We start from the raw sequence: 13977 nt of genomic DNA on the forward strand, positions 1-13977 counted from the left end.
GATGATGGAAAACGCTAGAATGAAATTTTACTGCGATGAGAGCAGATGTATTGAATGCGATGGTTGTAGTATTGCATGTGCAGAAGCACATGAACTACCTGCAGGAATTGCACGAAGAAAAGTCATCACCATTCACGAAGGAATCCCTGGTAAAGAAGTCTCAACTTCAGTAGCATGTATGCACTGTACCGATGCACCTTGCCAGCAAGTATGTCCTGTTGATTGTTTTTACATCAGAGCTGATGGTGTTGTTCTTCATGATAAAGAGAAATGTATCGGTTGTGGTTACTGCTTGTACGCATGTCCATTTGGTGCTCCACAGTTCCCAAGAGATGGTGCGTTTGGTACTAAGGGAGCAATGGATAAATGTACCATGTGTGCAGGTGGTCCATTAGCAACCAATTCACATCATGAATTTGAACTCTATGGTCAAAACCGTATTGCAGAGGGAAAAGTGCCTGTATGTGCAGCAATGTGTTCAACTAAAGCGCTTTTAGTAGGCGATGCAGAGTCTGTATCTAATGTCATTAGAGCACGTGTTATGGCTCGTGGCGGAAAAGAAATGAACTCATCGTATGGCTGGAATATTGCCTACAAAAACAAATGAAAGGAATAGCAATGAGAAAGTATATCTATGCACTCATTGCGCTTCTAGGTTTAGCTACTGTGGCATTTGCTGCTACAGATAGCCAAATCTGGGGTGAAATGCGCATTCAAAATATTTTAGGATACGGACAAGAAGAGACGCTTAAATTAGGCGCTTGGTTTACATTATTGCAAAGTAAATACTTCGCATGGGTATTTTTAGGTGTTTTAATAGGTGTTCCAACGGTCTTTTTCCTACACTATAAAATTGTAGGACAAAAAGTATTTCCACACAGCCATAAGAAACATTATGCTTTTAACCTGTTTCATAGAACAGTTCATCAAATAGCAGCAGTGAGCTTTTTGGTCATTATTCCAACAGGTTTTATCATCGTTTTTGGTGACTTCTTTGGTGGTGGTACACTTGTAAGAATGGCAAAAAACCTTCATGGTATTTTCACTATTCCTTTTGCTATCGTGATTCTTCCAATGGCACTTATGTGGATTAAAGAGGCTATTTTTAATCTTGAAGATATTAAATGGTTCATGATCTTAGGTGGTTACCTTTCTAAAGAGAAACGTATCATCAATGCTACACAATTTAATGCTGGTCAAAAAATGTGGTATTGGGTATGTGTTCTTGGTGGATTAGTGATGATCTTAAGCGGCGCCATGATGTTCTTTATGGATTTTAAAATCGAGATGTTACATAACCTTACAGGTCTTAGTCACATTGATATGTTAAGAGCTTCTGCTATTGTCCATAATGTTATGGGCTTTATCTTAGTAGCAGTGTTTTTTACCCATATCTATATGGCCGCAGTTGCTATCAAAGGTGCAATTCACAGTATTATTACAGGCTATGTTGAAGAAGAAGAAGTTAAGTTCCTTCATAATGCATGGTATAAAAAACTCAAAGAAAAAGGTAAATTCTAATTCTTTGATAAGTTGAAGCCCTACATTAGGGCTTCTCTTATTTCATATCCGCTAAAAGCTTTCCAAAATAGCGTGACTTAATCTGCTCACTTGCCATAATTTGTTTAATAGGTGGAAGTTTCAAAAGTACCCCTAAAATAGCTGCCATTGCTCGATGATTCCAAAGGGCTTGGTTGTCAAAAATCAAATCCTGCAATTTACCGCGCTCTATGGCCATCATCACTGTTTTATGCGCCGAGTTAATCGGTGTAATGATGCGTTTAGCACGCTCTTTGAGCGAAATAACACTATCTTTACACGCCGTGACACAAACGCCACAGCCTAGACATCTACTTTCATCAAGCAAGGCTTTCATTTTTTTAGGTTTTTGAGAATCATGGGCAGATACCATCGAAATAGCCTCAACAGGGCAGGCTTGAGCACACTTGCTACACCCATTGCAGGTAAGGTCTATTTCGGGTAAAAAGTTCGTTGTTTCGACGGGATTTAAAAAGGCAAAACGCCTTGCCGCCGTAAGTGCTTCACAACAGCAACTACAACAGTTACAGATAAAATTAACTCCATTTTGTGCATTTTCGCCAAATTGCACAAGCTTATGTTCTCTTGCTCTCTCTAGCAGTTCTAATCCTTCACTTTTTTCTACAAGGCGTGTATAGCCATGTTTTGAAAGCGAGTGGGCTGTGTTTCCAAACGTCATACAAATATCCATAGGTGCATCACACGCCGTGCCTAAGTGTTGCTTTTTATGTCGGCAATAACACATGCCAACACCCATATACTTGGAGCTTTCTATAATGTGTGAAGCGCGTTCATAATCGAGTACATGTAAGCTATTTTGAGGAGAGAGGGCATTTTCATTGACAAACGTTCGACCTGGTTTTGTATCACCCACAAAGAGGGCTTTAATAAACTCTTCTTCGACACTGAGGTATTGGTAAAAGAGTTCAGAAATCAGTTTTTGATCAACATGCCCACCGGTTCGCATCAAGCTAAACTCAAAAAAACCTGCCATCGGAGGAGGGAGCACATAGGTAGAACTTCCCTCTTGCTCAATGTCGATAAGAAGGGCTTTCGAGCATAACGTATCGAGCATCTTTTGTGCTTTAAGAAGCGACACTTTCCAGTTTTGTGCGGCAGTTTCTGCTTTAAACGGTTTGATGGGAAGTAACGAGACGAGTTCCGCTTCTTTTGGAGTGAAGAGGAGGCTTAAAATTTCATAGAGAGTTTTAGAAGGAGGCGCACCTAAAGGAAAGCGGTTAAGTCTTTCAATCAGATGCGTATAACCTTCTCGTGAAGTAAGGTGTGACATGTGATCATCTCCTTTAAAAAAGGTAGAGAACTTATTTAAATAAAAGCACCAAAGGTGCGTGAGCCTTCTGCTGAAGAAAACCCAGTGTTAACGTAGTCTTTAGAGCTTTGCTTTAAAGACGTGTCAAGAGAGTTCTTACAGAACTCTACTTAAATAGTATACTACCTAAGCGAATCATATTTGAACCACAGGCAATAGCAAGCTCGAAGTCTTGGCTCATACCCATTGAACAGTGTTTTGCACCTTTATTTTGTAGTGCATCAAAAATTTTATAAGTCATCTCAAAACTTTTTTTGATAATTGCTGTATCTTCACTATGCGCACCAATGCTCATAACGCCTTTGAGGTGGAGGTTCTTACAGCTAGAGCTAATGTTTTCATACACTTCAAGTGCTTCTTCTGGCAGAACACCCGCTTTTTGCTCTTCATAAGCGCTATTGATTTGAAGTAGCACATTCATTGTCTTACCTTTTACCGCTAACCGCTTATCAAGCTCTTGAGCAAGTTCAATGGAGCTTAGTGAGTGCATTAAAAAAGGATCAAGATCGATGAGTTGGTTAATTTTATTGGTTTGTAAACGCCCAATAAAATGCCATTCTAAGGGTAAGTGAGCCAGCGCGTGAACTTTCTCGCTCATATCTTGCACTTTGTTTTCACCAAAAGAGCGCTGACCAATGTTGTACATTGCTTCAATCATATCGGGTGTTGCGCTTTTACTTGCAGCAACAATCTTTACAATGCGGTGTTGGTCAACACTCAAACGCGCTTTTTCGATGCGTGTAAGAATTTCATCCATAGTGGTTACAAAATTTTTAGTTTCCATTGGTTAACCTATAAATGTCATTGAAAATACTTAAAGCCATAAGACTAAGGAGTAGGAGCCAGCCAGCTGTTGTCATACTTGTTAATACACGCTCACTTGGCGCTTTTTTGGTAATAAGTTCATACGCATTAAACATAATATGCCCGCCATCAAGGGCAGGAATAGGAAGTAAATTTAAAACTCCCAAGTTAACAGAAATAAGTGCAGTAAGAGCAAAAAGTGCCACAATACCCGCTTCACTTGCTTCTGATGTTACTTGAACGATAGAGATAATGCCACCTAGTTCTTTAGGTGAGACAACGCCTTCAACCAATTTTTGAAGACTTGTTAAAATCAATGTCGTAGCTTTGATAGTTTGATCGTATGCAAAGCCTATAACTTTATCTGCGCTATAGCTTACTTCAATCATTTTACCACTTGGAGCTATACCAATCATTTTTTTCTGTTTGATTTCACCAAACATATTTTGGTATTCATTAATTTTAGGTGTAATGATAAGTGTTTGGACACTTCCAGCACGTTCAATTTTAAGTTCAAGTTTTCCCACACTTTCTTGTATATGTGTACTTACATCTTCCCATGCTTCAATAAGTACGCCATTAATCATGACTATGCGGTCATTCTCTTGAATTCCTGCTTCAAAAGCAGGGGAGTTTTCACTGATTTTACCGATGATAGGAGCGTATTTATTCACACCCATGCTTCCAACAGCAATGAAAAGTAAAAAGGCGAGTAAAAAGTTTGCAAAAGGACCAGCAAAAAGTATGATAATACGTTTCCAAGGGGCTTTTGTGTTATAACTGTCTTGATCATAGCTTACTTTGGTTGGATCCATATCGTCTTGACCTTTCATCTGCACATAGCCGCCAAGAGGAATAAGGCTTAAACAATACTGTGTATTACCAACCACTTTTGAGAAGACTTTCTTCCCAAAACCAATGCTAAATACTTCGACATGAACGCCAAAAAAACGAGCTGCAAGAAAATGGCCAAGCTCGTGGAAAAAGATTAAAAAAGAGAGAACCAAAATGGAGGTAAGTGTTCCCATTAATTGGTCCCTTTTTTGGTATAGCCGATAATGTATTCATAACCAGAGTAAAGTGTAAGGGCAACAGCTAACCACAATAGAAGATTTGCAAAAGGCCAGTTCATCATTAAAAAGCCAATAGCAATCATTTGAAGAACAGTTTTTACTTTACCTGCCATACTAGCAGCGATATCTTTTCCTTCACCTATAGCTGCCACACGAAGTCCAGTGATGAAAAATTCACGTGTAAGAATGAGAAAAATTGCCCAAGCATTTGCACGATCAATCATCATAAGCCCTAAGAATGCAGCAAGTGTGAGCATCTTATCTGCTAAGGGGTCAAGAATAGCACCCAGTTGTGTTTTTTGATCCCAATTGCGTGCAATATAACCATCAAAAAAATCAGTCGCACTGGCAATGACAAAAATAAGCGCAGCAAAATAGTCTAACCAACTGACATGGATGCCTTCAAAAATTGTTAAATCACGGTTGACTAAAAAGACAAACATGAGTGGTGCTAGACCTATGCGTAAAGAGGCTAAAAGATTAGGTAGGTTCATCATTTAAATGTTGTTCCACCATCAATAAGCATGGTATGACCTGTAATCCATGATGCTTTATCAGAGCATAGGAATAAACAAGCACCTGCTAAATCTTGTGGTTGTCCCATACGACCTAGTGGTGAAAGTTTTGCTGTAATATCACGTACTTCTTCATAATTTGTAAATGCTCTTAATGCATCTGTTTCAATTGGACCACCACTGACTGCATTTACACGAATACCAAGAGCGCCAAGCTCTGCAGCTGCATAACGTACCATTGTCTCAACAGCAGCTTTTGCTGTACCGTGTCCTGCATAGTTCTCAATATAGACAAGGTTCCCAGTGGAAGAAAGAGAGATGATGCTACCACCACCTACTTTTTCCATACGTTTTGCTGCTTCTTGAGCGCCAACAACGAAAGCATTTACGGTTGCTGTAAAGATATTGTTAATACCTTTTGGCTTAAGTTTCATAAATTTTGTGTATCCACCAACAACTGGGCGACCCGAAATAATAGCATTAGAAATGAAAAAATCAACACGGTCAAAATCTTTATCGATTTCTAAAAAAAGATCTTTATAAGTCTCTGGTTCTAAAATATTAAGTGGATACGCTTTTGCTTTAATGCCATAATTTTTTTCTAAATCTTTTACTTGCTCTATAGCTAATTCTTCATTTGAATTATAGGTGAATGCAATATTGACACCTTCTCTTGCAAATTCGTAAACGATGGCTTTACCGATACCTCTTGTACCGCCACTAATAACAAGTGTTTTGCCCTTCATTAAAATCCTTTTATTGTATATTTTTTGAGTGTATTTTCAATACGTTTCATATTCTCATTACTTGGCGCACAAAGTGGCAAGCGATATTCTAAACTTTCAAGAAGTCCTGCAATGTACATTGCCGCCTTGATTGGAATAGGGTTACTTTCACAGAAAAGTATTTTATTGATCTCGTACAATGAGTCATTAATCGCTTTTGCACCGTGATAATCACCTTCAAGTGCCAAATGTGTTAATTCTGAAATTTGATCAGGTAAAATGTTTGATGTTACAGATATAACACCTGAACCGCCATTAGAAAGAATAGGGTAGTTAATAGCATCTTCACCACTAAACACTGCTAATTTTGGTTGATGTGCCAATAAATCAACACAACGATCAATAGAGCCTGTTGCCTCTTTGACACCAAAGATGTTTGGGCATGCTTCAAAAAGTCTAAAGATAGTGTCTGGTAACAAATCACATCCTGTACGACCTGGTACATTATACAAAAGGACAGGAATATCTACAGAGTTTGCAATCGCTTTATAGTGTTGAAACAAGCCTTCTTGTGTTGGCTTATTATAGTATGGTGTTACAGAAAGTATACCATGTGCGCCATGTGCTTGTGCAAATTTTGCCAAACCAATTGCTTCGTGTGTAGCATTGCTACCTGCGCCGGCAAGTACTTTAACATTGCTGTTTGAACAGACATCAACTGCTATTTCAATACAGCGACGGTGCTCTTCATGATCAAGTGTAGCACTCTCACCAGTTGTTCCTACAGGGACAACCACATCGATACCATTTTTTATTTGTCTTTCTATCAATTTTGCATATTGTACTTCATCGAGTTTGCCATTTTTGAATGGTGTGATAAGAGCTGTCATCGCTCCTTGTAACGCATGTTGCATTTTAGTAATCCTTTCTTAATATCACAGTAGTGGATGATTGTTGAACTAAATATTTATTAACAGCCTTGATTATATCTTCTTTTTTTAATGCATTGATACGCTCTTCATAATTAAGTAACGGGGAGATGTCTCCCTTCGCATAGTATGAACCAAATAGGGTAGCAAGTTCGCTTGAACTTTCTAAATTATGAATAAAATCAGCTTTTGTGTTGATCTTAATTTTTTCAATATCTTTATCACTGACATCGCCTTTTTTAAGGCTTTCGATAATTTTTAAAATTTCTGCTTCAACATTTTCTGCTTTAACACCAGGATTACATACTGCTAGAAATAAAAAGACAGAAGGGTCTTTTGCTTCCATCGCGTAACCATAAATTTGGTTGACAAGTTTTTTCTCATCAACAAGAATTCTCTGAAGTTTGCTACTTTTGCCACTGCTTAAAAGCTCACTTAATGCAGAAAGCGCTGCTTGGTCTTCATGCAAGAAGTTAGGAATTTTATAGGCAATAGCTACCATTTCCACTTCGCTTTCTTTTTTGATCATTAAACGTTTTGCGCCATCTTGTTGTGGTTCAATTTGGTGATGTGCACTTGGGATAGGTGAAGCATTTTTAATAGCGCCAAAATATTTAGTTACATTTTCAAAAACAACTTCTGGTGTTATATCACCTGCTACAACAACAATGGCATTGGCAGGTTGATAATACTTTGAGTGAAAACTACGAATATCCTCAATACTCCAATTTTTAATGTCATCTTTAAAACCAATTGGTGTCCAATGGTATGGATGGTAGGTAAATGCATTATTGAACAGTCTAAAGTACAGATACCCAATAGGTGAGTTGTCAGTTCTCCATAAACGCTCTTCTAAAACAACATTACGTTCAGGTTGGAACTCTTCATCGGTTAGTTTGAGGTTTTGCATCAGTTCTGCAAACAACTCTAATGATTTTGGCAAATTTTTTGATGAACTTTTGATGTAGTAATGTGTATAGTCAAAGCCAGTAGAAGCATTATTTACACCGCCAAAACCTTTAACGATTTCGTCAAATTCACCTGCTTTTAGGTTCTTTGTCGATTTAAAATTAAGGTGCTCTAGCATATGTGCAATACCACTTTTTCCCATAATTTCATTACCACTACCCACTTTATAAAAAATATCTGTAGTGATGACATCACTTTTATTGTTCATGGGAATAACAACAATTTGAAGACCATTTTCTAATGTCTTGGTGAAATGCTCAGGTAGTGAGTTAGCCATCAATGCTCCTAAAAATGTTAAAAATAGTAGTACTTTTTTCATACCTTATCATCTCCTATCGCTTCCTATTACTTCGCTGATATGTGCAAATCCATCTTTTTCCATACGTTCCAAAATTCCAAGATTGATAGCACGATTAAGTGATGGACCTTTGAAAATAAAGGCTGAGTAAATTTGAACAAGGCTTGCTCCCGCTTTTAATCTTCGGTATGCTTCATCTGCTGAGTCAATACCACCGACTGATATAAGCGTCGTTTTTCCAAAAAACTCTTTAGCAAGTGCTTCAAACATTGCAAAACTTTTCTCTGTTAATACTTTACCACTTAGTCCTCCAAAATCTTTTGCATTTGGTAGGAGTGAATAATCGATTGTAGTATTAGTTGCTACAATACCTGCTGCACCATTGTCAAGAGCTGTAGAACAGATTGTAAGGGCGTCAGCAACGGCTAGATCAGGTGCAATTTTTAAAAGCACAGGTTTTGTCGTTAACTCTTTTGCCATTACAAAAAGATCTTTGATAAATTGTTCATTTTGTAAATCTCTTAGTCCTGGTGTGTTAGGAGAAGAGATATTAACCACTAAATAATCACTTAAATCTTTAAAACGTTTAATAAGTTTTTCATAATCTTTTAGTGCATTTTCTGCAGTTGTTGTTTTGTTTTTACCAATATTTGCACCTAATGGTGTTGCAAAAGGGTAAAGCGCCTCAACACGCTTAGCGATTGCATTCATACCATCATTATTAAAGCCCATCGCATTTTGAATAGTTTCATACTCTGGAAAACGAAAACAACGTGGTTTTGGGTTGCCACTTTGAGGTTCTGGCGTCATTGTGCCATATTCAATGTGTCCAAATCCAAGTGCTGTAAGCATTTTAATCATGGTTGCATTTTTATCAAAACCCGCACCAATACCTATTGGATTCAGAAATGTTTTTCCAAAAAGTTCTTGTTCAAGACGTTTGTCATGAATAAAAAATTGCTCTGCAATAGGAGAGAGAATAAAAGGTGTAAATTTAGCGCCATTTTTGAAGAAAAATTCTGCAATCGTGTGAGCATTCTCTGGTGAGAAGTTAAACATCAATTTTTTCATAATGGCATAATAATCAAACATCTTTTATTTCCTTCAATATAAAGTACGCGATTATACTCCATAAAAGATAAAAGATGGTTGATTTTAGGCTTTCTTAGTGTTGTAAACCTTTGAGCTTTAGATACTCTTTGGATGTTTGCAGTAGCTCTTCATCACTGCCAATAGCACAAATTTTGCCGTGTTTTAACAGAGCAATTTTATTGGCTTTTTTGATGGTACTTAAGCGATGTGCAATCACAAACGTAATTTTGTCTTTAATGAGATTTTCAATAGCTTCAGTAATTTTTTGTTCACTATGAGAATCAAGTGCAGAAGTTGCTTCATCCAAAATGAGTACTTGAGGATTCGTATAAATAGCTCTTGCAATTGCAATACGTTGACGCTGGCCTCCTGAGAGGTTTGTACCAAACTCATCTAAATGTGTATAAATTCCTTCGTTCAAATTTTGTACGAATTCATATGCATTTGCTTTTTGTAACGCATCAATCACTTTTGCTTCATCAATTTCTTTGCCATATGCGACATTGGCTGCAATGGTGTCATGAAAAATATAAACGCGTTGAGTAACCATTGCAACGTTATAACGAAGCTCATGAAAATTGAATGTTTTAAGATCAATATTGTTAATTTTAATACTACCAGAGGAAGGATCATAAAAACGCATGAGCATATTCATAAGTGAGCTTTTTCCGCCACCACTATCACCAATGAGGGCAATCATTTCTCCTGCTTTTGCTTCAAGACTTACATCGTGTAATGCTTGTTTATCACCGTAAAAGAGGGAAACCTTATCAAACGTAATGGATTCAATTTTTTCAGGTAAAGAAGTCTTACCGTTGATGATAGAAGGTTGTTGATCTAACAAAAAGAAGATACGTTCACTTGCAACTAATGCATCTTGCATTCTGTTGTAAAGTCCTGATATCCTTTTAATAGGCGTATAAAGCATAAACAAAGCTGTTAAAAAAGAAAAAAATGCTCCAACACTCATACTTCCTTCAATAACCTCTTTACCACCTACTAAAATTACAACAGCAACACCAATTGAACCTAATGTCTCCATTACTGGGCTAACAAGTTCATTGACTTTGACTGATTTCATCGTCAGTTTGAAAAAGCGTTCATTGTCTTTTTTAAAAAGTCCATGCTCAAATTTTTGAGCATTATTGGCTTGAATAATTTCAATATTATTAAAAATTTCACTCAGTTTTGCAGTAATATCAGAGATTTTTTCTTGCGATTGACGTGAAACTTTTTTCATTTTTTTTGAAAGAACGCTCAATGGATAGATAGCCAAAGGCATGACAACTAATGCATAAAAAGCAAGTTCATAACTTTGATAAATAACAACACCAATAAGACCTATAATAGTGAATGATTCTCGTAAAAATTCGGGAATCAAATTTGAAACGACTGTACGGACACGTTCAACATCGTTGGTGTTACGGCTGATAAGTTCACCAGTCCTGTATTCATGGAAAAAAGAAAGATCGAGTTTGAGTAAATTTTCCAAAATATTTTCACGAAAACGTCTAATGATATCATGTCCAATATATGCAGTATAATAAGCTTGCATGTATCTGCCAGCTTCTTTGATCGCATAGACGGCAATAATAGCATAAGGCAAAAGCTCAAGCATTGTTCTATCTTTTGCGATGAAAATTTCATCTAAAAGAGGTTTCACAAGATATGCAGAATAAGCGGTACCTCCACTTGCAAGTCCCATACCAATAATCGTTAAAATGAAATAAGGTATGTAATCTTTGTAAAAAGGAGAAAAACGCTTAAATACATCTTTGAAGCTATACATTAATTCACCTTTTCCCATTGTGTGCCTGTCGCCGTGTCCATAAGCTGAATATTTCGAGCTTCTAAAAGTGTGCGAATTTCATCAGCTTTGGCAAAATCTTTTGCTTTTTTAGCCTGTGTACGCTCAACAATTAGTGCTTCTATCTCTATTTTTTCAACATTACTGATACCAATTTGAAAGTAAGCATATGGATTGTAAAGCCCAATACCAAGTAATGCTTCGATCCATATGAGATTTGCATGTGTCGTAGCTTTAAACGCTTTATCTTTAGGATTTGCATCAAGCATTTCATTGGCATAAGAGATCATTTCATCCAAAGCAGCAAGTGCTTTGGAAATATTAAGATCATCACTAAGTGCTTCAAGCATCGTTTCTTTAAAACTTGATGAAATTTCACTTGGCGTGCTTTCAAATACTCTTTTTTTCAGGCGATAAAGCTTATCAAGTCGTTTTTTTGTATTTAGTAAGTCTTCTTCTGCAAAGTTGAAATTAGCCCTGTAATGTGTTGCAAGCAGGTAAAAACGAAGCACTTCACCACTGTAAATAGCAAGAGCGTCTTTTAGGAAAAAGCTATTGCCCAGTGATTTGCTCATCTTCTCTCCACTGATGGTTACAAAACCATTATGCATCCAGTACTTTGCGAGCTCTTGGTCACTTTTACATCTGGTTTGTGCAGCCTCATTTTCATGATGTGGGAAAAGAAGATCTGCGCCTCCCGCGTGAATATCGATCTGATAATCTCCACTGCTTGCAAGGTGTTTTTCAATCATTGCAGAACACTCAATGTGCCATCCTGGTCGTCCAATTCCAAAAGGAGCAGGGTAACTTGGTTCATTGGTTTTTGAGAATTTCCAGAGTGCAAAATCCTTTTGATCTTTTTTTTCTTCTTTTTGTTCTACTCTGGCTTGTGTTGCATCTTCATCAATGGCCCGATGGCTTAAAGAGAGGTATTTTGTATCTTTTGAAGTATCAAAATAGATACCATCACTGGTAGCGTAAGCAACTTTTTTACCTAACATCACATCAATAAAAGAGACAATCTCAGAAACAGTCTCTGTGGCCTTTGGTTCGATGTCCGCATCATTCACATGTAAAGCATGCATCTCGTTTTTATAACGATCTATATAAAATGAGGTAATTTCTTCAAGTGATTTGCCACTCTCTTTCATTTTATTGATAATTTTATCATCGATGTCTGTGAAGTTTTTAACAAATGTCACAGTATATCCGAGCGCTGTAAAAACACGGCGTAAAAGATCAAAAGCGATAGCACTACGAGCATGGCCTAAATGTGCATCATCATAAACAGTTGGTCCACACACATAAATTTTAACTTCGTTTTCCTTGATGGGGATAAACGGTACTTTCTTCTTTTGTACCGAATCATAAATAACCATGAATAAGTTCCTTTACATAGCTTAAAATTCCCCATTCGACAAGAAGGAGTGCTACTAATATGAGTGTTTTTTTACTATATAGTATAGCAAAAAACTTTGAGAGCCCAAAAGAGCGTAATGTAAAAAAGAGTAAGACAAAAGCAGATAAAGAGCCTGCAAGTGCAAGACCAGCAGCACCCATAGGTTTAATAAGAGCAAAAGAGAAGATAAGATTGGAGGCTAGCGAATACATGGCAATAATTGCCGCTTCTTTTTGGCGCATACCTGCATAAAGCCATAGTGAAAAGAGCTTTGCTAAGCCAAAGGGGATAAGTCCTATCATATACATTGCCAGCACAAAGCCTGTCATTTGGGTATCTTCTTTAGAAAAAGAGCCATGTTCAAATAAGAGCCAAACAATTTCATGACTGAGCATATATCCACCAAGTGTCGAGGTCGTCAGTAAAAATGCTAAAACCCAAAAACCTTGTGTTAGAAGTCTAGAGGCTTCTTCTTCGTTATTGGCTTTAAGAAGTCTTGTAATCTTTGGAAAAATACCTGTTGTAAGAGCAATAGCAAAAAGTGCGAGTGGAAGCTGAAAAATACGGTTTCCATAGTACAGATAACTAATGCTTCCTGTGACCAAAAAGCTTGCTAATGTTGTATCAACAAATGAGACGATTTGTGGTGTTGAGTTACCAATAATAGAGTGCCAAAAAGAGCGATTGAAACTTTTATTGCTCACTTCAAGGGCACTGTCTCTTTTATGACGGTGTTTGAAACCAAGCGCAAAGAATTTACAAAAATTATCCTGCTTCAAAGCAATAAGATGGGAAATAACTTGAAGCAGTCCACCTACTAAAACACCATAACTTAGGGCATATACAATTGTTTTTTTATCGTAACCTTGATATAAAAGTAACGCACCTATCATTCCAATATTCAGAAGTGCCGTAGAAAAGGCAGAAACAGCAAAGTGATGTTTATACTGTAATAATGAACCAAAGAGTGTTACACAGAAAATAAGAGGAAGATAGTAAAAGTTAATAGCCACAAATGGTGCAGAAAGAGCTACGGTCTCCTCATCAAAGCCAAAAGCGATTATTTTGGCAAAAAATTCACTAAAAAGAGTGACAATCAATGAAAAAAGAATGAGGAAAAGGAAAAAACGTATAAAAATCGTATAGGTAAAGAGCGCTTTACGTGGTGTTTTAATAAAACTAGGAATAAAACTTTGTGTAAACGCCCCTTCTGCAAAGATTCGGCGAAAAAGATTGGGAAACTTAAATGCCACGAAGAAAATATCACTATAGATATTTGCACCTAAAATAGAAGCGCTCAACATGTCTCTGATAAAGCCAAAGACGCGTGAAACAAGTGTACCGATACTGTTTGTGAAAAATGATTTTATAAGCATTTGGAATTTTAGCCAAATAACGTTTAAACGAAATTTTTATCTATTTTTCGCTAAGATAAGCAACATTTATATAACTTTCAGCCGATATACAAACACATGGGTTCAGAAACTCACATAAATT

General features: G+C 37.0%; 13 protein-coding genes. 2 read left to right on the plus strand and 11 right to left on the minus strand.

Going from position 1 to position 13977, the window contains the following annotated elements; all coding sequences use genetic code 11:
* Position 1: 1 nt before the first annotated feature.
* Positions 2-607 (plus strand): formate dehydrogenase FDH3 subunit beta, encoded by a 606-nt coding sequence (gene fdh3B / locus UCH001_RS06530; RefSeq protein ID WP_173636814.1) that lies wholly within the window; start codon positions 2-4, stop codon positions 605-607.
* Positions 608-618: 11 nt separating this feature from the next.
* A complete protein-coding gene (locus UCH001_RS06535; protein WP_067175903.1) occupies positions 619-1521 on the plus strand; it encodes a formate dehydrogenase subunit gamma in 903 nt (300 codons plus the stop codon).
* 37 nt (positions 1522-1558) lie between these two features.
* Here the strand turns inward: UCH001_RS06535 and UCH001_RS06540 are convergent, their stop codons facing one another.
* The 11 genes from UCH001_RS06540 to murJ form a co-directional block, all read right to left on the minus strand.
* Positions 1559-2830 (minus strand): 4Fe-4S dicluster domain-containing protein, encoded by a 1272-nt coding sequence (locus UCH001_RS06540; RefSeq protein WP_067175906.1) that lies wholly within the window; start codon positions 2828-2830, stop codon positions 1559-1561.
* Positions 2831-2975: 145 nt separating this feature from the next.
* Positions 2976-3653, minus strand: a complete 678-nt coding sequence (locus UCH001_RS06545) for a YggS family pyridoxal phosphate-dependent enzyme (protein WP_067175909.1) — start codon at positions 3651-3653, stop codon at positions 2976-2978.
* A complete protein-coding gene (rseP, locus tag UCH001_RS06550) occupies positions 3643-4701 on the minus strand; it encodes an RIP metalloprotease RseP (RefSeq protein WP_067175912.1) in 1059 nt (352 codons plus the stop codon). The genes UCH001_RS06545 and rseP overlap by 11 nt, the downstream gene beginning before the upstream one ends.
* Positions 4701-5243, minus strand: a complete 543-nt coding sequence (gene pgsA / locus UCH001_RS06555; protein WP_067175915.1) for a CDP-diacylglycerol--glycerol-3-phosphate 3-phosphatidyltransferase — start codon at positions 5241-5243, stop codon at positions 4701-4703. Before pgsA ends, rseP begins: the two co-directional genes overlap by 1 nt.
* Positions 5240-6007, minus strand: a complete 768-nt coding sequence (locus tag UCH001_RS06560) for an enoyl-ACP reductase (protein WP_067175918.1) — start codon at positions 6005-6007, stop codon at positions 5240-5242. Before UCH001_RS06560 ends, pgsA begins: the two co-directional genes overlap by 4 nt.
* Positions 6007-6900 (minus strand): 4-hydroxy-tetrahydrodipicolinate synthase, encoded by an 894-nt coding sequence (gene dapA / locus UCH001_RS06565; protein ID WP_067175921.1) that lies wholly within the window; start codon positions 6898-6900, stop codon positions 6007-6009. The genes UCH001_RS06560 and dapA overlap by 1 nt, the downstream gene beginning before the upstream one ends.
* A gap of 1 nt (position 6901) precedes the next feature.
* Positions 6902-8203 (minus strand): pitrilysin family protein, encoded by a 1302-nt coding sequence (locus UCH001_RS06570; RefSeq protein ID WP_067175923.1) that lies wholly within the window; start codon positions 8201-8203, stop codon positions 6902-6904.
* A gap of 6 nt (positions 8204-8209) precedes the next feature.
* Complete coding sequence (locus UCH001_RS06575) at positions 8210-9274, minus strand: quinone-dependent dihydroorotate dehydrogenase (protein WP_067175926.1); 1065 nt, start codon at positions 9272-9274, stop codon at positions 8210-8212.
* A gap of 73 nt (positions 9275-9347) precedes the next feature.
* Complete coding sequence (locus UCH001_RS06580) at positions 9348-11063, minus strand: ABC transporter ATP-binding protein (RefSeq protein WP_067175928.1); 1716 nt, start codon at positions 11061-11063, stop codon at positions 9348-9350.
* A complete protein-coding gene (gene cysS / locus UCH001_RS06585) occupies positions 11063-12460 on the minus strand; it encodes a cysteine--tRNA ligase (RefSeq protein ID WP_067175930.1) in 1398 nt (465 codons plus the stop codon). The genes UCH001_RS06580 and cysS overlap by 1 nt, the downstream gene beginning before the upstream one ends.
* Positions 12447-13856: a murein biosynthesis integral membrane protein MurJ gene (gene murJ, locus UCH001_RS06590; protein ID WP_067175932.1), complete on the minus strand. Its 1410-nt coding sequence runs from the start codon at positions 13854-13856 to the stop codon at positions 12447-12449. Before murJ ends, cysS begins: the two co-directional genes overlap by 14 nt.
* Positions 13857-13977: the final 121 nt, after the last annotated feature.

Origin of the sequence: Sulfurospirillum sp. UCH001 (assembly GCF_001548035.1) — a bacterium.
In the GTDB taxonomy this organism is placed as follows: Bacteria; Campylobacterota; Campylobacteria; order Campylobacterales; family Sulfurospirillaceae; genus Sulfurospirillum.